We start from the raw sequence: 22,777 nt of genomic DNA on the forward strand, positions 1-22,777 counted from the left end.
GGTTCCAATCCTCCTTGCTGGAAAGCTGCGCCACGCGCGGCCGCGCGCCATACGACGAAGTGCTGACCCATGGTTTCACCATGGACAAGGCCGGCAAGAAAATGTCGAAATCGCTCGGCAACACCATCGATCCGCTAAAGGTCATGGAGCAATATGGCGCGGATATCATCCGGCTGTGGGCGCTCAGCGTGGACTTCACCGAAGACCACCGGATCGGCGATGAAATCCTCAAAGGCGTGGGCGATCAATACCGCCGCCTGCGCAACACCTTCCGCTATATGCTCGGCGCGCTCGATGGCTTTGTCGGCGATATGTCGGACGGCGGCGAAATCCCTGAGCTGGAGATCTATGTTCTCTCGTTGCTGGGTGATCTCGACGCCAAGCTGCGCAAGGCCGCCGAAGAATACGACTTTAACAGCTACACGCGCCTGCTGGTCGATTTCTGCAACGAAGACCTCTCGGCCTTCTTCTTCGATATCCGCAAAGACACGCTCTATTGCGACGGCGAAAACTCGGTTAGCCGGACCGCCTATCGCACCGTGCTCGACCTGCTGTTCCATGCGCTGGTGCGCTACGCCGCTCCGGTGCTGGTCTACACCGCGGAAGAAGTGTGGCAGAGCCGCTATCCCGAGGATGGCGAGCAAGGCGGCAGCGTGCATTTGCTCGAATGGCCGAGCATTCCGACAGTGCCCGCCGACACTAGTAAATGGGAAGCCTTGCGGTCTCTGCGCGAGCGCGTGACCGAAGCAATTGAGCCCTTGCGGCGCGAAAAGACCATCCGCTCCAGCCTGGAGGCCGAGGTAACTGTGCCCGCCAGCGCGGTGCCGGAAGGCGTGAGCGACGAACAGCTCGCCGAATTGTTCATCACTGCGACAGTCAGTCGCGGCCAAGGGGACGAGGTGACCGTCGTCAAAACATCCCACGCGAAATGCGGGCGCTGCTGGCGCTTGCTGCCTGACGTGCCTGAGGAAGGTGCGCTGTGCGGACGCTGTGCGGAGGTGCTCGGTGAATAACGAACAGACCCGTCACCCTGAACCTGTTTCAGGGTCCATCCCCAGCGCTATTTCACTCAGGTGGAGTCGGCGATGGATGCTGAAACAAGTTCAGCATGACGAGAAAAAATCATGAGCGGCCTGTTCACCCGCAACCGGATAATCGGCCTGGTGCTGGCGATCATCATCGCGGGCGTGGATCAGCTGATCAAATGGTATGTAATCGGCCCGCTGGCCTTGCGCGAGGTGCGCAATATCGAGCTGCTGCCGTTTTTCGACCTCACCTATGTCGAGAACCGCGGCGTTTCGCTCGGGATGCTGACCGCGCAAACCATGGAAATGCGCTGGGCGCTGGTCGGGATGACCGCGCTGATCGCGCTGGTCGTGCTGGTCTGGATCATGCGAGAGCGGTTGATGGGTGACATCATTGGCCTCGCCATGATCCTGGGCGGAGCGATCGGAAACATCCGTGACCGCTATGAATTTGGCTATGTGATCGACTATGCCGATTTGCATATCGGCACGTTTCGCCCGTTCCTTGTTTTCAACGTCGCCGATGCCGCTATCACCATCGGCGTGGTCGTAATCCTTATTCGCAGCTTTTTTGCGAGCGATAAGAGTGATACAGAAACCGCTGAAGAGCCAGCCAGCGAGCTTAACGCTGAGCGGCCAGCTGAGAATTGACTCGGAGAATTTGCAATGCGTGCCTACAAAACTGCCATCCTTCTGATTTCGACCAGCGCCATGCTGGGCGCGTGCGGAGGCTCGGGCATTTTCAACCGCGAGCGGCCTGATGAATTCGCCGTTCAGCGCCAGGCACCTCTCGTGGTTCCGCCAGATTTCAACCTCGCGCCTCCTGCGCCGGGCGCACCGCGTCCAGCCGATGGCACCGCCTCTGAGCAAGCATTGGACGCTATCTTTGGCGGTCCTGCTGAGCGCAGCCAAGTGGAAACCAGCGCGCTTGACCGTGCCGGCGCCGCCGCGCCGGGCATCCGATCACAAGTGGGCGATGAAGGCACCAACACAGTCGCTAAGGGCCGCGTAACGCGGGACATCATCGCTGCGCCAGAGGGCGACGGCGCATCGGCTCAGACGGTCGTACCTGGTTAATTTGCGCAAGCGCATCCGCGCTTGCGATATCCTCGCTCACGCGACCTGAAGGTCGCGCCGCTGCGGGCGTGCGTGCGCCCTTGCGGCGCCTTCGGCGTCGTCGAGCCGCCCTTCCAAGAAATTCACCCTTCGGTTGGCTCCGGCGACTTCCGCACCAGGATCTTGCTGATCCGGCGGCGGTGCATTGTCACAACCTCGAAACGCCAGCCCTGGTCGCTGAACGTGTCGCCTGCGACCGGTAGGCGTTTAAGCACGGACAGGACATAGCCAGCGGCCGTGCCAAATTCTCGGCTATCGTCGTAATCGAGGCCAAGCCGGTCCGCCAAAGCATCCGCTGAGATCGCACCAGAAATGATCAGAGAGCCATCAGGCCGCTCGATCAGATCAGGCTCATCGCCCTCGTCCTTATCGCTCACAAAATTGCCTGCCATCGCAGTGAGCAGGTCAACCGGCGTGACGATCCCATCAAGATGGCCATATTCGTCATGGACCATGGCGAGCGCGATATCGGCCTGCTGCAGCACCCGCAGCGCATCCATCGCGTCAAGCTGATCCGGGACGACCTCGGCCTTGCGCATCATATCTTTCAGCGAGACCTCTTCACCCGCCACCATATTGGCCAGCACTTCGCGCACTTTGACCACGCCCAGCACATTATCGGGCGAGCCATCGGCCACCGGCAGCAGCGAGTGCGGGCTGTCTTCAATCGCGGCTTTAATCGCCTTTTCATCCGCGCCGATATCAATCCAGTCGAGCTCTGTGCGCGGCGTCATCATCTCGCGCACAGGCCGCTCGGCGAGACGCACAACACCGGTCAGGATCTGATGCTGCTCCGCCTCGATCACGCCGGACCGGGTCGCATCAGCGAAAATCATCTGCAATTCCTCGGCGGTCACCGAATTGGAGCTGCCTTTGCGAATGCCGAACAGGCGGATGATCCCGGCGGAAGATTTATCAAGCAACCACACCAGCGGGGCAGCAATCTGGGCGATAAAAGCCATCGGCCGCGCCATGACCAACGCGATTGGCACCGAGGAACGCAGCGCGAGCTGCTTTGGCACCAACTCGCCAATCACCAGGCTGAGATAGGTGGTCACCGCAATCGCGATACCGAAGCCAACATCGCTTGCCATATCCGCTGGCACGCCCAGCGGCACCAGGCGCTCGCCCAGCGGCTCCTCCAGGCTGGCACCCGAATAAGCGCCGGTGATGATCGCCACCAAGGTGATGCCGATCTGAACGGTAGAGAGGAATTTGCCCGGATCAGCGGCCAGCTCCAGCGCGGTCTTCGCCGCAGCGGAGCCATCCTCTGCTTTTGCCTTAAGGCGTGCGGTTTTCGCCGAAACAATCGCAAGCTCTGACATGGCGAACACGCCATTGAGCACGATCAATCCGAAAATGATGAACAGGTCTGGCCAAGGAAAGGGGGTCACGCCCTATCCGCTAGCACAATTGTTCAGCCTTGCCAGCCGGTCTCGTGTGCGTGCGCTTAAAAACCACCACTCCGAGTTATGGTTTACAAGAATTAACCCTATTCAGCTTGCCGAAAAGCAGGCCAAGGCACATGCACGCCAGATCAGCGCAGCTTTGGGCGCTGACACTTGCGCGCGAAGCCCCATCTGTGCGAGCTTCGAGCCGTCGAGGAGGACAACGACAATGAAAACAGCAAGAATTTTCCTATCGAGCACGGCAGCCATCGCGCTGCTCGGCACCAGCGCCTGCGTCACGGACCCTAACACCGGACAGCAGAAGGTCTCACGCACCGGTATCGGCGCGGTTTTGGGCGGCACTCTGGGCTATTTGCTCGGCGGCGTGGTCGGCGGCGATACGGCCCGCATCATTGGCGCAGGCATCGGCGGCTCTGCCGGCGCTGTGATCGGCAAGCAATTTGACGACCAAATCAAGGAACTCGACGAGCAGACCGCAGGCAGCGGCGTGGATGTCGAGGAAATCGGCGATCAAGACGCGATTCTGGTGCGCCTGCCCGACGGCGTGACCTTTGCCAGCGGATCAGCCGACATCAATCCCGGGTTCTACGACACGCTCAACACCGTGGCCGACAGCCTGATCAAATACCCCAACAGCCTCGTCGATGTGTACGGCTTTACCGACACCACCGGCTCTGATGCACTGAACCAACGCCTGTCAGAACAGCGCGCTCAAGTGGTTGCCGATTACCTCGGATCGCGCGGCGTCGCGCGCAGCCGGATGGCCACCCAAGGCTTTGGCGAAAGCTATGATTATCTGCGCGTGAAGACCGGCGACAACGTCAACGAGCCGCTTAACCGGCGGGTCGAGATCAAGATCGTACCGATCAGCCAAGACGATGTGAACGCAGCGCGCGCTGGGCAATAAGCGCTTGCCTCTATGACCAACGAGAAGGGCCGGGGAAACCTGGCCCTTCTTTTTTAGCTTCAAGCACCGGCGCTCGCATCCGCTCGCTTGGCTAAGCCTTTTGCTTGCGACCTACTTGGACAAATCCCTGGCCCGCTCGGCAATCCGCTCCACCGCCGCACCATGAATCTCTGGCGAGCTCACGAGCACCCCAAAGGCGCGCGGATCCCGCTTATTATAGCCAAGCGGCGCGCCAAACGCATCGGAAACCTGCGCGCCAGCCTCCCGCGCAATCAAGGTCGCAGCGCCCACGTCCCACTCATAGCCCCAGCGCAAGGTTGCGACCAAATCCGCCATATCCGCCGCCACCATCGCAATGCGCAGCGCAATCGAATTGGGCTTCTCAACAATCACCAGATCAGAATCAGGACTAGGCAATTGATCAATTGGAATGCGCGCGCCGGAAAACTCGGTCCGCCGTGAAGCCGTGATCGCTTGGTCATTCAGCGTCGCGCCTTTGCCTGCCTCGGCGATCCATTCCTCCCCGCGTGAAGGCGCGGCCAGCATACCGATCAAGGGCCGTCCCGCGCTGATCAAAGCCACCGACACCGCCCAGCCCGGCCGCCCACGAATGAAATCGCGCGTGCCATCAATCGGGTCCACCAGCCAAATCAAGTCATTATCCAGCCGCCCCGGATCGTCCACGGTCTCTTCGGACAGCCAGCCCGCCGAAGGCAGCAGCGCGCCCAGCTCTCGCTTCAAAAAGGCATCAACCTCGAGGTCGGCCTCGCTCACCGGATCACCCGGCGTCTTCTCCCAAGTGCTTAGCGCATGGCCATCACCTGGCCAGCGCGAATGCGCTATCCGGCCCGCTTCTCGGACGATTTCTTGAAGGCGAATTCGATCAATCATGTGAGCGTTTAGTCGTGGCCGTACAAACCACACTTTTCAAGCCGGTGAATCCATGCTTAGGCACGCACCAACATTATCTCCCCGCATTTACGAATTAAGGACAGCCAGCGATGAACATTCACGAGTATCAGGCCAAGGAATTGCTAAAAGAACACGGGATCGCCGTGCCAGCAGGCCATGCCGCGATGAGCGTGGAAGAAGCCCTCGCCGGTGCCAAGCAGCTGCCCGGGCCGCTCTATGTCGTAAAGGCGCAAATTCACGCTGGCGGACGCGGCAAGGGCAAGTTCAAGGAACTGCCAGAAGACGCAAAAGGCGGCGTGCGCCTCGCATTCTCGCTCGATGAAGTGGAGAGCCACGCGAAGGAAATGCTCGGCAACACGCTCGTCACCATTCAGACCGGGGCAGAGGGCAAGCAGGTCAACCGCCTGTATGTGACCGACGGCGTTGATATCGAAAGCGAGTATTACCTCGCCATGCTGGTTGACCGGGCCAGCGGTCAGGTCGCCATGGTCGCCTCCACCGAAGGCGGCATGGATATCGAAGACGTGGCGCACAACACGCCTGAGCTGATCACGACGATCACCATCGACCCAGCGCAAGGCTTCATGCCGCATCACGGCCGCGCGGTCGCATTCGCTCTGAAACTCTCAGGCGATCTCAACAAGCAGTGTCAAAAACTCGCCGCCAAGCTCTATGCCGCCTTCACGGCGAGCGATTGCGAAATGCTGGAGATCAACCCGCTGGTTGAGACCAAGCCGAATGCCGAGGGCAAGGCCGATCTGCTGGTGCTCGACACCAAGATGAGCTTTGATGGCAATGCGCTCTATCGCCACAAAGACATCGAGGCGATGCGCGACGAGACCGAGGAAGATCCAGCCGAGGTTGAAGCGTCAGAGTATGACCTCGCCTACATCAAGCTCGACGGAAACATTGGCTGCATGGTCAATGGCGCAGGCCTTGCCATGGCAACGATGGATATCATCAAGCTAAACGGCGCGTTCCCAGCCAACTTCCTCGACGTAGGCGGCGGCGCAACCACTGAGAAAGTGACTGCCGCGTTCAAGATCATCCTGAAAGATCCAGCGGTCGAGGGCATTCTCGTCAATATCTTCGGCGGGATCATGAAATGCGACATTATCGCTGACGGCATCGTGCAAGCGGCGAAAGATGTGAATCTTTCAGTCCCGCTGGTGGTCCGCCTAGAAGGCACGAACGTCCAACAGGGCAAGGACATCCTCGCTAACTCCGGACTGCCGATTGTGGCCGCGGACGATCTGGGCGACGCTGCGAAGAAGATCGTCGCAGAGGTTAAGCAGGCGGCTTAATGGCTATCGCGAAAGCCGAGAGGATAGCCTTCCTCTTGGCCTTCGCTTGCCTATTCGTTCATGAAATGGACGCCGTATTTCATGCCGAATGGCGGATTTTGCCTAGGCACTTTCATCGCTCGATGATACGTCAGGCCGAATGGTATTTACGCTCTTGCATGTGCCAATCTTTGCAGCTTTGGCGTACCTTTTCTGGGAGGCGCCGCCCGCATTGGCGCGCATATCCAGGTTGGCGTTCGCTGCCTTTTGCGCGGTGCATGTTGGGTTGCATTGGCTCTTTTCAGAGCATCCAGACTACACTTTTGATTCTTGGGATTCGAACCTGTTGATCGGGGGAGCGGGAGGTTTCGGATTGATCTATCTGGTCGCGCAATCTGCGCATCGCCGCTCTAGGTCATCGACCTAAGACGGAGCAGCAGTTAGCTCATCTCCCGATTGCATTCGCACCGCTTCGACAAGCCCTTCAACAAGCGTGCTTGGATCAGCGCACCTCAGCATCATACACCACGCAGTGCTCGACTGCTAACAGAGGGGACGTGAGCATGTCATTCATGCCCACTCTCCGGCTTTCCCTGTTTCATTGCGTGCAACCTTACCTGCAAAGCTCTCAAAAAGGCAGGCTTGACCTTGAGCGATCAGCGCGCGAGGACTGCCCGCGAAACATGCACTTGGGACTCCGGCGCTGCTTGACGTTTACGTAAACGCAAGCTAGGGCGGTTTTCAGTAGATTTGCGCCTAGGCGCCATAAGGAAGGAACTGCGATGAAAATCCTCGTCCCCGTCAAACGGGTGATTGATTATAACGTGAAACCGCGCGTTAAGGCCGACGGCACAGGCGTTGATCTGGCCAACGTCAAAATGAGCATGAACCCATTTGATGAAATCGCTGTCGAAGAGGCGATTCGCATCAAAGAGGCTGGCAAAGCCGAAGAAATCGTCGCTGTATCGATCGGCCCTGCAAAGGCTCAAGAAACGCTGCGCACCGCGCTCGCCATGGGCGCAGATCGCGCGATCCTGGTCGAAACCGATGAAGAAGTTGAGCCGCTCGCCGTTGCGAAGATCCTCAAAGCGATCGCGGACGAAGAACAGCCCGGTCTCGTGCTGCTCGGCAAGCAATCGATCTCTGACGATTCGAACCAAACCGGCCAAATGCTCGCCGCTCTGATGGGCCGCCCGCAGGGTACGTTTGCGAACACCGTCGCGGTTGACGGCGACAGCGTCGAAGTGAAGCGCGAAGTTGATGGCGGCCTTGAAACCGTCAAGCTGACGCTGCCCGCGATTGTCACCACTGACCTGCGTTTGAATGAGCCGCGCTACGCTTCGCTGCCAAACATCATGAAGGCAAAGAAGAAGCCGCTCGACAGCAAGACCCCGGCCGACTTCGGTGTCGATGTGGCCCCGCGCCTCACGACCACCAATGTTGCTGAGCCGCCCGTCCGTCAGGCCGGCGAAAAGGTCGCCGATGTCGATGCGCTGGTTGAGAAGATCAAGGCTCTGGGCATCGCCTGAGGCGCGCCTGAGCAGGATAAGGAATAAAGAGCATGAACACTCTGGTTCTCGTCGAACACGACAATTCATCCGTCAATGACGCCACACTGGCTGTCGTTACCGCAGCGGGCAAGCTGGGCGAAGTGACCGCGCTGGTCGCTGGCCACAATTGCGGCGCTGTCGCCGATGGCGCCGCGCAAATTGCCGGCGTTTCAAAAGTGCTGAAGGCGGACGATGCCGCTTACGCAAATGGCCTTGCTGAAAACGTCGCACCATTGGTTGCTGGCCTAATGGAAGGCTATGACGCCTTCCTCGCCCCGGCGACTACAAGCGGCAAAAACATCGCGCCGCGCGTTGCCGCGCACCTTGATGTGATGCAGATCTCCGACATTCTCTCGGTCGAAGGCGGCAAGACTTTCACCCGTCCGATCTATGCCGGCAATGCCATCGCCACCGTCGAAAGCGCCGATCCCAAGCTGGTGATCACCGTTCGCGGCACGGCCTTTGACAAAGCAGAGACCACTGGCGGATCAGCCTCGGTTGAAGACGCAAGCGGCCCAGGCGATGCTGGCATCTCCAGCTTCGTCAGCAGCGAAATCGCTGATGGCGGCGACCGTCCAGAGCTCGCCAGCGCTGGCGTGATCGTGTCCGGCGGACGCGCGCTGAAAGACAGCGAAACCTTCGAAAGCGTCATCACCCCGCTGGCTGACAAGCTTGGCGCAGCTATCGGCGCATCGCGCGCGGCAGTGGACGCAGGCTATGTCCCGAACGATTATCAAGTCGGTCAAACCGGCAAGATCGTCGCTCCAGAGGTTTATATCGCAATCGGTATTTCCGGCGCGATCCAGCACCTTGCGGGCATGAAAGATTCCAAAGTGATCATCGCGATCAACAAGGATGAAGATGCACCGATCTTCCAAGTGGCAGACATCGGCCTAGTGGCTGATCTGTTCAATGCAGTGCCAGAACTGACGCAAAAGCTCGGCTAAGCCGCTGCTCTGCATAAAGACTTAAGGTTGAAGCAGACCCTCGCCTCGTTATTATGAGGCGAGGGTTTTGCTTTTTGGGGTCAAAGATGCGGTTTGGATTGGGAATGTTGGCGGCGGCCATTTTGGGGATGGGTGCTGCGAGCCCAGCGTATGCGAAGGCCGAGCCGGTCGTGCTTGAGCCTAGCTCCAAGTGGAATGTCGATTTTGACGAAGAGAAATGCCGCCTTGCTCGCGTCTTTGGCGAGGGAGAAAATCGCCATGTCCTTTTCTTTGAGCAATGGGGGCCGAGCGCGAGCTTTAGTTTCACCGCATCTGGGCCAGGCTTTGATCGTTTCCGCGCCAACAAACCAGTCAACGTGAGGTTTTTCGAGGCACAAGAGCCAATGGAAACACAGCCATTCATGGGCAATATCGCGAGCATTGGCGAGGCTATCATTTACAGCCGACTGACACTCGAGAAACCAAGCCAAGGTGAGAAACTTGGCATCCTTTATCAATTGAACACAGAAAGAGCGAGCCTCGCAGAATTTGTCGAGTTCAAGCAGCGCGACCGCAGCGTGACGTTCAAAACGGGCGAACTCGGCGAAGCGTTCCAAGTCCTCAATCAGTGTACGCAGAGCCTGATCAGCGACTGGGGCGTTGACGTTGAAAAGCACAAAAGCGCCACGAAGGCTGTGAAATGGACAAATGAGCAGGCAATCGGTCAGCGACTCGTAGAAACGTATCCAAGTGCGGCGCTGCGCAAAGGCGAGCAGGGCATTATGCGAATGCGGTTGAAAATCGACGAAACCGGCAAAATGACCGACTGCGTGATTAATCAGACAACGATCAACAAGTCACTTAAGTCTCCCGCATGCAGAGAGATGACTAAAGCTAAGTTTGAGTCGGCATTGGATGCCAATGGCGCGCCGATGGCATCGTACTATCTGACCTCGATCACTTACAAAGTTAGCAATTAGACCGTCCCGGTTGAGACAATCTGCGCCCTCCGCTGAGCGGGCGCTCCGCGAGAGCTCGGCGTGCGCTTTGATTTCGCAGCATTCGCCTCAGCTAGTCGGCGCGCACTTGCTAGCGCGGCCTCTGGGTCACCGGCGACCAGAGCCGCAGCACAGGCAGCGCATTCCTTTTGCGCATCATGGGTCCGGTCTTGCGCCACAACCTCGCTGAGGGCGGCGAACAAGCGGAAGCGAGCAGGCTCGAAGGCTTCGGGCGCAGAGCATGCTTCCATCATCGCAAAATACAGCGCATCGGCGCTGCTGGAGCGGTCACGCTGGCTGCGCCACAGGGCTCGGCCGGTAAGCACATAGGCGCCAGAGCCAACCTCAAACTGGCATGGCTCCAGCGCGGTTACCAAGGCGCCATTGATCACCGCCTGCGCCCCAGCGGCAAGGGAGATCGTCTTCGGAACGGGAGCGGGCTGTTTGACGGGCATGCCCTGTTGCTAACGGCTATTGCCAAACTGAGGGCTGCCAAGGGCCTGCGTACTTCCCCGCAGGCACAGCAGTTTTGGCTACATAAAGCCGATGATGAAATGGATTGTCATGCCGACGAGCCCGCCCACCAGAGTGCCGTTGATGCGGATGAACTGGAGGTCACGCCCGACCGCGCTTTCGATCCGGCCCGTGATGGTGGTCGCATCCCAGCGCTTCACTGTATCCGAGACCAAGGTCACAATCTCGCCGCCATAGCGGGTCGCAACGCCCACGAGAGTGCGCCGCGCAAACCGGTTGATCTGCAGCTGCAAGCGTTCGTCCTGTTTAAGCGCGCTGCCAAGCTCGGACAGGCCTTTGCGCATTTCATTGCCAAGCTCGCTGTCAGCCTCGCGCGCGCGCCGGATTAGTGACCTACGGATGCGTTCCCACACGCCCATCCACCATTCGGCCACCGCGGGATTTTCGATAAGGTCGCGCTTCATGCTCTCGACGCGCTCGCGTGTGTCGGGGTCGTGCTGCAAATCTTGTGAGAGCTTCGCCAGCCCTTCCTCAATCTTGCTGCGAAGCGGGTGTTCGGGGTCGACCAGCACCTCCGCCAGCAGTTTGTAGAGACCGTCCAGCACAGAGCCGGAGATCCGCTCATCAAGGCCAGTCCAGCGCAGCACCGCATTGGCGCGCGCGTGGATCACTTCGCGAACCGTCTCTTCATTGTCTTCCAGCGTCAGGCCCGCCCAGCGGATGAAGCCATCCATCAAAGGCATATGACGCCCATCGGCAATCGCGCTCTCGAGCATTCGGCCGACCAGCGGCGAGATATCAATTTTCGCAAATTGATTGCCGAGCCCGCTGCGCACTTGGTTACCCAGCCGGTCAGGATCGAGCGATTCGAGCACCTCAGCCAGCAATTCTGCGGCCCCTCCCGTAATGCGGGAGCGTGGGTCAGGGCCATCCTCGCTGCGCGCCGGAGCCACCAGGAAATCGCCGACCGCGCGCGCGACATTCATGCTCGCCATACGCCGCGCCACGACCGCAGGGGTCAGGAAGTTTTCCTGCAGAAACTGCGCCATAGTGTCGGCGATGCGGTCTTTGTTTTCAGGGATGATCGCCGTGTGCGGGATCGGCAGGCCCAGCGGATGACGAAACAGCGCGGTGACCGCAAACCAATCGGCCAGGCCGCCAACCATCGCCGCCTCAGCAAAGGCGTTCACATAGCCCCATGCCGGATGCAGCTCGACATAGGGATGCGTCGTAAAGAACAGCAGCGCCATCGCGCCCAGCAACCCTGTCGCCGTCCAGCGCATACGCCGCGCACGGTCCGCCGTCAGCGCTTCGCCGCCGAACTTTAGTGGGATTGGCTGAGCATCAGACATGGCCGCGCGCCTAGCATGCCGCTGGGATTTGCAACACTGTGGCTGGCATTAGCGCGAGATCACTCACTCGGCAGGCTCGGCCCCGGGCGGCAAACGCGTTGCCGGAGTCGCCGAAGGCTTAGGCTCGCCGCCCACCTCAGGCGCGTCAGATGTCCCTGGGGTGTTGCTGCTGTTTTCATCGCCGGGACGATAGGTGAGGAAGCGTTGACGCATCCACGGCCCAGCGCGGCGCTCAAAACTGTCAGCCAGGCTGAAACCAGCCGGAACGATGAGCAGGGTGAGCACGGTCGACAGGATCAGACCGCCAATCACCACAACGCCCATGGGTTGGCGCCATGCGCCGTCACCCGACAGCGACAGCGCCGTTGGCACCATGCCTGCGGTCATCGCGACTGTGGTCATCACAATCGGCTGAGCACGCTTATGCCCCGCTTCCATGATCGCTTTGAATTGATCCGTGCCGTCGGCCATTTCCTCAATCGCAAAGTCTATCAAGAGGATCGAGTTTTTAGACACAATCCCAAGCAAGAGCAGGATCCCGATCATCACCGGCATAGAGAGCGGCTGACCCACGATCCAGACGAGGAAAATCCCGCCCAATGGCGCCAGCGCAAGCGAGGTCATATTCACCAGCGGGCTCATCAAGCGCTTGTAAAGCAGCACCAGCACCGCAAAGACGAGCAGAACGCCAGCGAGAATGGCCGTGCTGAAGTTTGCAGCGAGCTCGTTTTCAACATCCGCTGCGCCAATGGAATCGCGGATAACGCCGGTTGGCAGGTCCTGCAGGGTCGGCAACTGCTCAATCTGCGCATTCACATCACCGCGCAGGAAGCCGGAGGCCAAGTCCGCGCCGATGAAGACGCGGCGGTTCTGATTGTAACGCTGAATCGAGGTTGGCCCTGAGCCGAACGAGATATCAGCAATCGTGCCAAGTGGCACAGATCCGCCGCCCGCTGTTGGAACAGGCAGATTTTCCAGCGTCGTCATATCTTCGCGGGAAGAAGTCGGCAGCCTGACCGAAATCGGCACTTGGCGATCAGAGAGAGAGAATTTCGCCGAGTTTTGCTCAATCTCGCCCATCGTCGCGATGCGGATCGTTTGGCTGAGCGCGACGGTTGAAACACCCAAATCCGCTAGCAGTTCTTGGCGCGGACGGATGATGATTTCCGGGCGCGGGATATCGGCGCTGACACGCGGCGCAACCACCGAGTCGAGCTTTTGCATGTCCTCAACGACCTTCGCCGCCGTGGCATTGAGCAAGGCTGGGTCAGAACCCGCCAACATGATCGTAAAGTCACGCCCACTGCCGCCGCCGCCCGGTCCATTGTCATTTTGGAAGCGGACGCGCGCATCCGCAATGCGGGCCAGCTCTGGCGCCAGATCGCGGGTAAACTCGACCGAGGTTTTTGAGCGATCTTCCTTCAGGGTGACGAACATGGTCGCCTGGCCTTCGCGCACGCGCTCCAGCGCCAGCTCCACATCATCTTGCGCATACATCAAGGCCGAAACCTGATCGGTTACGCGTTCGGTATCTGCCAGCGTGGTGCCGGGGACCATCTCGATCTCAACCCGAACATTCTCATCATCAATGTCTGGAAACGCCTGGAACGGCGTTTGCTGCATCAACAAAATCGTCAGCAGCAGCGCGAAATATCCTACGCCCAGCATCCAAACCCTGTGGTCGAAGAAACGCGCGGTCATGTATTTCACGCTGTGTGAAAACTGTCCGCTGCTGAAACGGCTGAGCAATTGGATCAGTTTAAAGACCACCCAACCGGCAAGGAAGCCGACGGCAAGACCCAAAGTCAGGAACAGCAGTTCGAAGACCTTCGAGACCAGGCCGAATGCGAAGGAGTTTGGATCGCTGGAAACGAGCGCACCAACCTTGGCAGGAATGTCGAGGCCCGAGACGACGCCAAAGCTCATGAACAATCCGGCCGCAGACGCTGCAAGCAATGCAAAGACCGTGAGCAGCAAGGACAGAACATAGAGCCAGCGATAGCGCGGGGCGTCCACGCCTTCGCGGCGCTCCAGCATCTTCGTCTTATCAAGCGACCAGTTGAGGACACGCATGTAGCGATCCATCCACTTGCCCTCGCCATGCGCGGCGTGCCCTTCTGCGCGCAGGAAATATGCAGCCAGCATCGGCGTGATCATCCGCGCCACGGCCAAGCTCATCAAAACCGCGATCACGACTGTCAGGCCGAAGTTTTTGAAGAACTGACCCGTAATGCCAGGCATCAAGCCAACGGGGAAGAACACCGCGATGATGCAAAAGCTGGTCGCGACAACCGGCAGGCCAATTTCATCCGCCGCGTCAATCGATGCTTCATAGGCGGATTTGCCCATTCGCATGTGTCTGACGATGTTTTCAATTTCAACAATGGCATCATCAACCAAGACCCCCGCGACCAGGCCGAGCGCCAGCAAAGACATTTGGTTGAGGTTGAAGCCGATCAGATCCATGAACCAGAAGGTCGGGATCGCCGACAGCGGGATTGCAATCGATGAGATCATCGTCGCGCGCCAATCGCGCAGGAAGAAGAACACCACCACAACGGCCAGAACCGCGCCCTCCACCATGGCAGAGATCGAGCTGGTGTATTGGTCCTTTGTGTATTTGACGGTGTTGAACAGCGGGATGAATTTCACCCCGGGGTTCTCCGCCTCAATCTGATCGATGATGGTCAGCGCTTCTTCGTAAACCGTTACGTCCGATGCGCCTTTCGCGCGCGACATGAAGAAGTTCACCACCTCTTTATCGCGCACTTTGCTGATCGTAGTCCGCTCAGAATAGCCATCGCGCACGCGGGCCACGTCGGCCAGCTTGATCGACGTGCCATTGTTGAGGCGGATCTGACGCTGCGACAATTCGAACGCGCTTTCGGTATTGCCCAGGACGCGTACCGATTGCCGCGCGCCGCCGATCTCGGCCATGCCGCCAGCGGCATCAACATTGTCGAGGCGCAGGACTTGGTTGATCTGGCTGGCTGTGACGCCGAGCGCGGACAGCCGCGCCGGATCAAGAATCACCTCAATCTCGCGGTTCACCCCGCCCCAGCGGCCAGCCTCAGCCATGCCTTCGACGGATAGCAATTGTTTTGAAACGGTGTCATCGATGAACCAGCTGAGCTGTTCAATCGTCATATCGTCCGCTTCAACGGCGTAAATGCCGAGGAAACCGCCCGCAATATCGACCTTGCTAACCCGCGGTTCCAAAATCCCGTCTGGCAAGTTGCCACGCGTGCTGTCGACCGCATTCTTGACCTCAGCAACGGCCACATTGGGATCAATACCAAGCTCAAAGTCTACAAACGTGGTCGAGCTGCCCTCACGCGCGGTCGAGGAGATGTTGCGCACGCCATTGAGCGAACGCACCGCCGATTCGACCTGCTGGGTGATTTGGTTTTCGATCTCAGTCGGGGCCGCACCGGGCTGAGAAATGGTGACGTTCACACCCGGAAACTCAATATCCGGGTTGTTCACCACATCCATTTTGTTGAAGCTGAGCAGGCCCGCCAAGAACATTGCGGTGAACGCAACCAGCGGGATCACTGGATTGCGGATTGACCAAGCAGAGATGTTCCGAAAACCCATGGCGATTAGCTATCCTCGAGCATCTTTGGCGAGATCGCTTCGCCTTCGGTCAGGAAGCCGTCGGCGCGCAGCACAATTTGCTCGCTGCCGTCGAGGCCCTCGGTCACGACGATACCGTCTGGCGTGACCATGCCGGTCTTGATAGCGCGCCGCTCTGCCTTCTTCTCGTCACTGACGATGTAGACGTAGCTGCCTTCGCTATCGGCCAAGACAGAGCTTTCTGGCAGGATCGTCGCCACAACGGTGCCGCTTTTGATTTCTGCCGTGGCAAAGCCGCCTGGGCGCAATTCCGGAGCGTAGGCAAGCGCCACACGCGCAATGCCTTGGCGGTTTTGCGGATCAATAACAGGGGAAACCTGCCACACTTGGCCGCTAAAGCTCTTGTTGGATCCGGTCGGCACCACAGTGGCCGCCACGCCCTGACCCAAGACTGCAATTTGTTCTTGGCTTAGCTGCGCCAGCATTTCCATCTCGCCGCCGCGCGCAATCCGGAACAGGCTTGGTGTGCCGCCAGAGACCGTTTGTCCCGGCTCAACATTGCGCTCAAGCAGCAGACCAGCCGCCGGAGCGACTATATTAAGCCGAGCCGCGCGTGCGCGCAGCTCGCGCAATTGCGCCTCAGCCACTTGGACCCGTGCATTTGCAGAATCGCGCGTCGCAGTGAGGCGATCTACGTCGGCCTTGGAGACGAATCCACGCTCAACCAATTGTAGCGCGCGGTCGAGATTAGCCTGCGCCAATTGCGCGTCCGCCTTGGCAACGCCGATCTGGGCCGCTTGCGCCTGAGCCTGCTGCGACTGAACCGAGCGGTCGATCACTGCCAGCACTTGGCCCTGGCGCACCCAATCGCCCGCATCCACCGGCACAGAGACAACCCGTCCGCCTTCGCCAACCACGCCAACCGGCATTTCGCGCCGTGCGGCCAAAGTGCCGGGCGCAGTGATCACGCCTTCGACAGTCGTTTTGCCGGGCGCAACCACGGTTACGACCGGCGCCTGAGCATTGTCATCGCCCGCCGCGACACCGTCGTCTGAGGTCAGCACCACATAGGCAGCAATCGCCAGCAGCAAGCCAATGACGCCGATACCGATCAGCACCACAGGGCGCGAGACGCGCGGCTTATCCGCGGCGGTGCCCGACAAATCTGTCGGCACGCTATCGGCGGCCTCTGCAGTGATGGAACTTTCGTAATTCATGGCTAAACCTCAGGTGTATCGCACAGGTGTGTTATACTCATAAGTCACCTTGTGCAATCCCTCATACGCCGCCGTAAGCCATCGGGCAATGCGCGGTTCGACTGATGACTTTGAGCATAGACGAGCGGCATGGCGCATAAGTTCCTAAGCGCGCACGAAAAAGGGCGAGGCAGCCCACCGCTGCCTCGCCCTCTAATGCGTATTGATCGCAGGGTTTTAGCGCACGCTGCCACGTTTGATCAGGTTAACGATGCCGAGAAGCACCACGGCGCCGACAACAGCAACGCCCAAACCGATCAATGAGAACTCTTGCACGCTGCCGCTGATGCCGAGCAGTGGGCCAACGATCGCATTGCCGACGATTGAGCCAATACAGCCCACGACAATGTTCCAAAAAATGCCCATTGAAGCATCGCGGTTCATAACCAAGCTAGCGAGCCAACCGGCCACGCCGCCGACGATAAGAGCAATAATCCAACCCATAATGATCCCTCCTGAGGTTTTCTTTATCAGCAGCAGACCGCGTCGAGGTGCGAATCCACTGCGTCCCGCGCCCTTTAGAGCGCTAGAACCACAGGATGCTAGGGGGTTTTACGAGATTGTGCGAATCTGGCCCTGAAATAAGGCCCGGATTCACTCACCTAAAACGTCAGTACTTAAGCTGGCGCTCATAGAGATCACGGTAGTGCTGAATGCGGGTCACACGCAGGCCTTGCATGCCTGAGCGATCGACCGCGCGCTGCCATGATGCGAACTCCTCAAGGGTCAGCCCATAGCGCTCAAGCACTTCGTCAATGGTCAAGAGACCGCCATTAACCGCAGCCACGACTTCAGCCTTGCGGCGCACAACCCAACGTTTCGTCTTGGGCGACGGCAAGTCGTCAATCGTCAGTGGCTCACCAAGTGGGCCAATGACCTGCGCGGGGCGGATGTCCTGATTTTCAATCATTTATCGTCTCTCGATCGCCTCTTACCGCGTTCTCTTCGTGTTGAAGCCTTATAGTGGCTGAGGCTTTGCGACCCTCTAAATCAATAGGGTTAACAGGCCGTTCGCTTTCTCCAGCCGCAGCAAAATAACTTGCTGCCGCATCTCCAAAGCTTGCGACGCTAACAGATCCTTGGACCGCATCACGACGCAATACGGCGCGAAGGTCGTGCGCTGCGTTGATCCGTGCGGTCAGTTCACTCCATCCGATTGCGCGCAGAGCATTGCTAGGCCCGATCATCGTCCATGCCATTGGCACTGGCGTCGATCTGGGTCAGCGATGTCGGCACAGCGATGCCAGCTGCGGCCAGTTCGGCCTGCATCTGAGTGCTGTGAATCGGTGAAACGTTTTCGAACATTCGCTCGTCTCTAAGGCAAGCATGTCAACATGAGGTAAAACTCACATTTACCTGCTCTTAGGACTATTGGCGGCCGCGCGTTCAAGTATTCGCAAGTTCTCACGCCGCATATGGCCACTCAAAGACGGGCCTTAACGCGCGTCTCGCAAAGCACTGGAACCGGCGGCAAAGCGGGTGTAAAGGCGCCCTCTGCAATGACTGACAATACACTTCTTGATGCCAGCCCAACCTTTGGGCTCGATAGCGCCGCCCTGTTCGACTTGCCCAAACCGGCGAGCGAATCGCGCATTGTTGTCGCGATGAGCGGCGGGGTCGATTCCTCTGTGGTGGCGGCTTTGGCGGCGGATACGGGCGCGGAAGTGATCGGAATCACGCTGCAGCTCTATGATTACGGCGCTGCGACAGGCCGCAAAGGCGCATGTTGCGCAGGCGATGACATTCAGGATGCCCGTGCGGTGTGCGACCGCCTGGGCATTGCGCATTATGTGTTCGACCATGAGAGCGCGTTTCGCGAAGATGTCGTTGAGCAATTCGCCGATGAATATCTCGCAGGCCGCACACCGGTGCCCTGCATCCGCTGCAATATGGGGCCCAAGTTCACCGATCTGTTCCGCATGGCGCGCGAGCTGGGCGCAGACTGCCTGGCCACCGGCCATTATGTCCGGCGGGTGATGGAGAGCAGCGGGCCAGAGCTTTACCGCGCGGTCGATCCCTCACGCGATCAATCCTATTTCCTTTATGCGACCACGCAGGAACAGCTGGACTATATCCGCTTCCCGCTGGGCGGCCTGCCTAAGACGCAGGTTCGCGAGCTCGCTGAAGCGGCGGCGCTGCGCAATGCGGCGAAGCCTGACAGCCAAGACATCTGCTTTGTGCCCGACGGCAATTACGCCAAGATCGTGAAATCCTTGCGACCAGAAGGCGGCGTTCCGGGCGATATCGTGCACGCGCAAACCGGCGAGACACTGGGCACACACAAGGGCATCGTCCATTTCACCGTCGGTCAGCGCAAGGGCTTGGATATCGGCGGGCAGCCAGAGCCGCTCTACGTCGTAGGCCTCGACGCTAACAACCGCGAGGTTCGCGTCGGCCCGAAGGTCATGCTCGCGGTGAGCGAGGCGAAAGTCATCGAGACCAACCGCATTGGTCCGCTGCCAGACGCTCCGCTGACCGCGAAAGTGCGCAGCCTAGCCAAGCCTGTGCCGATTGAACTGGTCGGTGAGCTGGGCGATGGCGCCACCTGCTCGATCCGCTTTGCTGAGCCAGAATTTGGCGTAGCGCCCGGACAGGCAGCCGTGATCTATTGCGGAGAGCGGGTGGTTGGCGGCGGCTGGATCGATGGGACGACCGCAGCGGCCTAGGCAGTAGAGGCTGCGCTCAGCCCTCCCACTTCTCCATCACGCAGCCATAGCCCTCGCGGTAGGTCGCTGTTGCATCGGTGATCAATGGGAAGCGCGCAGTTACGCTTTTCGCCTTCACGTTATCGACCAAGGTGATCAGCTCCATCCCGGCAAGCTTGTCTTTCTTGCAGTCTTCCAAGCTGCGCCCGGCGACAAACCGGCACGAGCAAGCGACACGCGCAGAATAGGTCGTACCAGCATTCGCATAGCCGCGCACCGGCTCGCGGTAGACCCATGCCGTTACCGCCAAAGCGATCAGGATGAGGAGGAAAAGCCACAGTCCCACTCGCGATGATCGCGATGCGCGCGGCCGCGTTGAATTTGCCATTGCTAAACCGTGATCCTTGGGGAATTGAGTGTCAAATGTCTGTGCGTCACATCTCCTCTAACGCTGCTCTTGCGCTTCTGTCAGCCCCTTTGATGCTGCTTTCCGCATGCGGCGAAGCCCCGCCCGCTGGCCCGGCACCGCTCAGCGAAGAGGCGCTGGCCGCCGTCACTGAGAAGGCCGGCGCACCGCGTGAAGAGCTGGCCCGCGAGGTCGATGAATTGTTCAATGCTGAGGGGATCGGTGAGACGCGCGCTGTCGTGGTGATGGCAGACGGAGAGCTCGCCGCTGAGCGCTATAGCGAAGGCTATGACGCGGATACCCGGCATATCAGCTGGTCCATGGCCAAGACGGTGACAGCGGTGATGGTCGGCATGCTGGTTGCCGATGGACGTCTGCGCCTCGATGAGGCTGCTCCGGTTCCAATGTGGCAGCGCCCCGGCGATCCCCGCGCAGAGATCACCTTGCGGCAATTGCTGCAGATGCGCAGCGGACTGCGCCATACCGAGGCTGGCGACCCGCCGTACGAATCCTCAGAGGTGCGCATGCTGTTCCTCGACGGGCGCGATGACATGGCGCGCTGGGCGAAGGAGCAACCGCTTGAGGCGGAGCCGGGCGAGACCTTCGAATATTCCTCCAACACCACCGTGATCCTCGCCGATATTGCGACCCGCGCGCTGACCGAGAGCGATGATCCCGATCGGCGGCGCACAGCGGTGAGCGAGTATTTGAGCGAGCGCTTGTTCGATCCGCTCGGCATGGACTCCATGGTGCTGGAGTTTGACGCCTCAGGCACGATGATCGGCGGCAGTTTGATGCATGCCACCGCGCGCGATTGGGCCAAGTTCGGCGAGTTCCTGCGCGCCAAGGGCCGCGCGCCCAATGGCGAGCGCTTGGTCCCGCGCCGCTATGTCGAGGCGATGGTCACGCCTAGCCCCGCGAGCCCGCATTACGGCCTGCAAACCTGGCTCAACCGGCCGATGGGCGATGCCAGCAGCGGCTTTCCCCATCCGCTGTTCCCAGATCGCGCTCCGGCCAGCCTGTTCTCGCTGATCGGACATATGGGCCAATATGTGCTCGTCTCACCAGAGCAGCGCGTGACCCTTGTGCGCTTGGGCCATTCAACTTCAGAGGAACGCCCGCCAATGCTTGAAGAGGCCGCCGATGTGCTGGCGCTTTATCCGGTTCGCTGAAGCTGCCGCGAGCTCCCGCGAAAGCGGGAGACTCCCTCATACCGAACGAGGTCCCCGCCTACGCGGGGACGCGCCAGGAGCTCAAACGTAGAAGACCCCCTCAACCACGGTCACGCATGGCCCGCCGAGCCAAACACGCTCTCCATCGAGTCGCAACGTCAGTTGGCCTCCCCGCTCACTCGCTTGAAAGGCGCGCAGATTGTTCCGCCCCAAACGCGAGACCCAGAACGGGGTCAGCAGTGAGTGCGCGGAACCTGTCACGCTGTCTTCGTCCACCCCGCCGCCAGGCACAAAGACGCGGCTAACACAGTCATGCCTTTCGCCGGGCGCAGTGGCGATGAACTGGTCATTTCCCATTTTACCCAAGGCGCGGATATCCGGCGCCAACGCACGCACCTCAGCCTCGGTCTCATAGAGGAAGATGTGATAGCGAATGTCCTTGCCAGAGGGTCGATATATCTCAATCGGATTGCCGCCCATCAGAGCGGTCGCGTCGCTTTCGCCCGGGGCGGTTACTGTTGCTGGCAGACCGACTTCATAGCCCTCGTCCAACCGCTTCACCTCAAGAATGCCTGATTTGCGCGTGCGGAAGGTGACCGCATCGCGCCCGCCGTTCTCGCTGCCCCATTCGTGATGAGACAGCAGCACGTGACCAGCTGCCAAGGTCGCGTGTCCGCATAGCGCGATCTCATAGGTTGGCGTGCACCAGCGCAGCTCCCAATCGGCCGCACCCGTCTCATCGCGGACCACGAAGGCTGTCTCAGCGAACATGTTCTCACCGCCGATTTTGACGAGCACATCATCGGGCAGCCATTCATCAAGCACCATAACCGCTGCTTGATTCCCGCCGAAGGCTTCAGCGGCGAAGGCATCAACATGCCAATAGGGTATTGTCTGCGTCATTGCGTGCTCCCTTATGGATAGAGGAGTGTATCGGACCAGCCGCCCGCAGGCGTGCGCTCAAACAGGCGGCGGTCGTGAAGGCGGTTGTCGCGGTCGAGCCAAAACTCGATACGGCTGGGCACCAGCGTAAAGCCGGTCCAATGCGCCGGGCGCGGCACTCTGCCAGCCGCCTCGTGCTCCGCCCGCACTTGCTCGACGCGGTCGACATAGGCCTGCCGATTGGGGAGCGGGCGCGATTGCTCGCTTGCCGCCGAGCCAACCTGGCTCTTGAACGGGCGCGAGTGGAAGTAGGCATCGGCGCGCTCCGGCGTCACCTCGTATAGGCGCCCTTCGATCCGAATTTGGCGGCGCAGGCTCTTCCAATGAAACAGCATGCTCGCCTGAGCATTGGCCAGGATCTCGCCGCCCTTTCTGCTTTGGGCATTGGTGTAGAAGGTGAAACCCCCGCCGCCGATCTCAGCGGGCGCGTCCTGCGGCCCATGCTCTTTGAGTAAGACCATCCGGACCGATGGCGCAGCATCTGCGGTCGCAGTCGCAATCGCCACCGCATTGGGGTCGTTGGGCTCGTTCTCCTTGGCAAGCGCGAACCACTCATCGAACAGAGCGTAGGGATCCGCGCCAGAGGGGATCGCGCTATCCGCCAATTGCGCTGCGTTCAGACCCGTATCACTCATGTCATCTCCCTCTCGCCTCACCGCGCGTCAGCGACGCTTGGAACACTTGGAACACTGTCCAGAGGCAAAACTTCTCAGCTTCGCAAATCCGGAGCGCAGCGCCGTTTCTCATGCCAGACATGTGGGAGGTTTGAGCCATCATGCAACGAGAATTACCGCCCCGCTCGCAAGTAGGAAAGCACACGGCGCGGGA

General features: G+C 59.7%; 23 protein-coding genes. 11 read left to right on the forward strand and 12 right to left on the reverse strand.

Translation table 11 applies throughout. The annotated features are described in order from the left end of the window. The first annotated feature begins 14 nt into the window (after positions 1-14). The 3 genes from AC0V6U_RS13585 (at position 15) to AC0V6U_RS13595 (ending at position 2,102) form a co-directional block, all read left to right on the forward strand. On the forward strand, positions 15-1,013 hold the full coding sequence (locus tag AC0V6U_RS13585) for a class I tRNA ligase family protein (protein WP_472643670.1): 999 nt from the start codon (positions 15-17) through the stop codon (positions 1,011-1,013). 111 nt (positions 1,014-1,124) lie between these two features. Beyond that, the gene (gene lspA, locus AC0V6U_RS13590; RefSeq protein ID WP_472643671.1) at positions 1,125-1,676 is read left to right on the forward strand and encodes a signal peptidase II; all 552 of its coding nucleotides are present in this window, start codon (positions 1,125-1,127) and stop codon (positions 1,674-1,676) included. Between the two features lie 15 nt (positions 1,677-1,691). Next, the gene (locus AC0V6U_RS13595; RefSeq protein WP_472643672.1) at positions 1,692-2,102 is read left to right on the forward strand and encodes a DUF3035 domain-containing protein; all 411 of its coding nucleotides are present in this window, start codon (positions 1,692-1,694) and stop codon (positions 2,100-2,102) included. 122 nt (positions 2,103-2,224) lie between these two features. On the opposite strand, the gene AC0V6U_RS13600 is transcribed toward AC0V6U_RS13595, so the two are convergent. Further along, complete coding sequence (locus AC0V6U_RS13600) at positions 2,225-3,535, reverse strand: hemolysin family protein (RefSeq protein ID WP_472643673.1); 1,311 nt, start codon at positions 3,533-3,535, stop codon at positions 2,225-2,227. Between the two features lie 223 nt (positions 3,536-3,758). On the opposite strand from AC0V6U_RS13600, the gene AC0V6U_RS13605 reads away from it, so the two are divergent. Beyond that, positions 3,759-4,457: a YiaD family glycine zipper/OmpA-like lipoprotein gene (locus tag AC0V6U_RS13605; protein ID WP_472643674.1), complete on the forward strand. Its 699-nt coding sequence runs from the start codon at positions 3,759-3,761 to the stop codon at positions 4,455-4,457. A 111-nt stretch (positions 4,458-4,568) separates the two neighbouring features. Here the strand turns inward: AC0V6U_RS13605 and AC0V6U_RS13610 are convergent, their stop codons facing one another. Continuing rightward, positions 4,569-5,348 carry a 3'(2'),5'-bisphosphate nucleotidase CysQ gene (locus tag AC0V6U_RS13610; RefSeq protein WP_472643675.1) on the reverse strand — a complete coding sequence of 260 codons (780 nt, stop codon included), beginning with the start codon at positions 5,346-5,348 and terminating at the stop codon, positions 4,569-4,571. Between the two features lie 110 nt (positions 5,349-5,458). Between AC0V6U_RS13610 and sucC the strand changes: the two genes are divergently transcribed. The 5 genes from sucC (at position 5,459) to AC0V6U_RS13635 (ending at position 10,108) form a co-directional block, all read left to right on the forward strand. Further along, positions 5,459-6,673, forward strand: coding sequence for an ADP-forming succinate--CoA ligase subunit beta (gene sucC / locus AC0V6U_RS13615; RefSeq protein ID WP_472643676.1), 1,215 nt, complete (start codon positions 5,459-5,461; stop codon positions 6,671-6,673). A gap of 139 nt (positions 6,674-6,812) precedes the next feature. Then, complete coding sequence (locus tag AC0V6U_RS13620; protein WP_472643677.1) at positions 6,813-7,079, forward strand: DUF6713 family protein; 267 nt, start codon at positions 6,813-6,815, stop codon at positions 7,077-7,079. Positions 7,080-7,434: 355 nt separating this feature from the next. After that, positions 7,435-8,181, forward strand: a complete 747-nt coding sequence (locus AC0V6U_RS13625) for an electron transfer flavoprotein subunit beta/FixA family protein (protein WP_472643678.1) — start codon at positions 7,435-7,437, stop codon at positions 8,179-8,181. Between the two features lie 32 nt (positions 8,182-8,213). Then, positions 8,214-9,149: an electron transfer flavoprotein subunit alpha/FixB family protein gene (locus tag AC0V6U_RS13630; RefSeq protein ID WP_472643679.1), complete on the forward strand. Its 936-nt coding sequence runs from the start codon at positions 8,214-8,216 to the stop codon at positions 9,147-9,149. Positions 9,150-9,235: 86 nt separating this feature from the next. Beyond that, on the forward strand, positions 9,236-10,108 hold the full coding sequence (locus AC0V6U_RS13635; protein WP_486169496.1) for an energy transducer TonB: 873 nt from the start codon (positions 9,236-9,238) through the stop codon (positions 10,106-10,108). Here AC0V6U_RS13635 and AC0V6U_RS13640 read toward each other — a convergent pair. The 7 genes from AC0V6U_RS13640 to AC0V6U_RS13670 all read right to left on the reverse strand — a co-directional run bounded on the left by AC0V6U_RS13640 (position 10,105) and on the right by AC0V6U_RS13670 (position 18,089). After that, a complete protein-coding gene (locus AC0V6U_RS13640; protein WP_472643681.1) occupies positions 10,105-10,581 on the reverse strand; it encodes a flagellar biosynthesis repressor FlbT in 477 nt (158 codons plus the stop codon). The two genes, AC0V6U_RS13635 and AC0V6U_RS13640, sit on opposite strands and share 4 nt — an antisense overlap. Before the next feature lie 78 nt (positions 10,582-10,659). Beyond that, positions 10,660-11,883: a DUF445 domain-containing protein gene (locus tag AC0V6U_RS13645; RefSeq protein ID WP_472645772.1), complete on the reverse strand. Its 1,224-nt coding sequence runs from the start codon at positions 11,881-11,883 to the stop codon at positions 10,660-10,662. A gap of 132 nt (positions 11,884-12,015) precedes the next feature. Then, the gene (locus AC0V6U_RS13650; protein WP_472643682.1) at positions 12,016-15,549 is read right to left on the reverse strand and encodes an efflux RND transporter permease subunit; all 3,534 of its coding nucleotides are present in this window, start codon (positions 15,547-15,549) and stop codon (positions 12,016-12,018) included. Between the two features lie 5 nt (positions 15,550-15,554). Further along, complete coding sequence (locus tag AC0V6U_RS13655; protein WP_472643683.1) at positions 15,555-16,745, reverse strand: efflux RND transporter periplasmic adaptor subunit; 1,191 nt, start codon at positions 16,743-16,745, stop codon at positions 15,555-15,557. A gap of 216 nt (positions 16,746-16,961) precedes the next feature. After that, complete coding sequence (locus tag AC0V6U_RS13660) at positions 16,962-17,228, reverse strand: GlsB/YeaQ/YmgE family stress response membrane protein (protein WP_472643684.1); 267 nt, start codon at positions 17,226-17,228, stop codon at positions 16,962-16,964. A gap of 166 nt (positions 17,229-17,394) precedes the next feature. Next, the gene (gene sciP, locus AC0V6U_RS13665) at positions 17,395-17,694 is read right to left on the reverse strand and encodes a CtrA inhibitor SciP (protein ID WP_218316081.1); all 300 of its coding nucleotides are present in this window, start codon (positions 17,692-17,694) and stop codon (positions 17,395-17,397) included. 263 nt (positions 17,695-17,957) lie between these two features. Further along, complete coding sequence (locus AC0V6U_RS13670) at positions 17,958-18,089, reverse strand: hypothetical protein (protein WP_472643685.1); 132 nt, start codon at positions 18,087-18,089, stop codon at positions 17,958-17,960. Between the two features lie 194 nt (positions 18,090-18,283). Between AC0V6U_RS13670 and mnmA the strand changes: the two genes are divergently transcribed. Then, positions 18,284-19,450, forward strand: coding sequence for a tRNA 2-thiouridine(34) synthase MnmA (gene mnmA, locus AC0V6U_RS13675; RefSeq protein ID WP_472643686.1), 1,167 nt, complete (start codon positions 18,284-18,286; stop codon positions 19,448-19,450). Between the two features lie 16 nt (positions 19,451-19,466). Here the strand turns inward: mnmA and AC0V6U_RS13680 are convergent, their stop codons facing one another. Further along, positions 19,467-19,817, reverse strand: coding sequence for a hypothetical protein (locus AC0V6U_RS13680; RefSeq protein ID WP_472643687.1), 351 nt, complete (start codon positions 19,815-19,817; stop codon positions 19,467-19,469). A gap of 92 nt (positions 19,818-19,909) precedes the next feature. Here AC0V6U_RS13680 and AC0V6U_RS13685 point away from each other — a divergent pair, with 92 nt between their 5' ends. Then, a complete protein-coding gene (locus AC0V6U_RS13685) occupies positions 19,910-21,007 on the forward strand; it encodes a serine hydrolase domain-containing protein (protein ID WP_472643688.1) in 1,098 nt (365 codons plus the stop codon). A gap of 81 nt (positions 21,008-21,088) precedes the next feature. Here the strand turns inward: AC0V6U_RS13685 and AC0V6U_RS13690 are convergent, their stop codons facing one another. Together AC0V6U_RS13690 and pdxH are read right to left on the reverse strand one after the other, a co-directional pair. Continuing rightward, positions 21,089-21,910, reverse strand: coding sequence for a PhzF family phenazine biosynthesis protein (locus tag AC0V6U_RS13690; protein WP_472643689.1), 822 nt, complete (start codon positions 21,908-21,910; stop codon positions 21,089-21,091). An 11-nt stretch (positions 21,911-21,921) separates the two neighbouring features. Continuing rightward, complete coding sequence (pdxH, locus tag AC0V6U_RS13695) at positions 21,922-22,584, reverse strand: pyridoxamine 5'-phosphate oxidase (RefSeq protein WP_472643690.1); 663 nt, start codon at positions 22,582-22,584, stop codon at positions 21,922-21,924. Positions 22,585-22,777: the final 193 nt, after the last annotated feature.

It is taken from the genome of Erythrobacter sp. W36 (assembly GCF_057364935.1).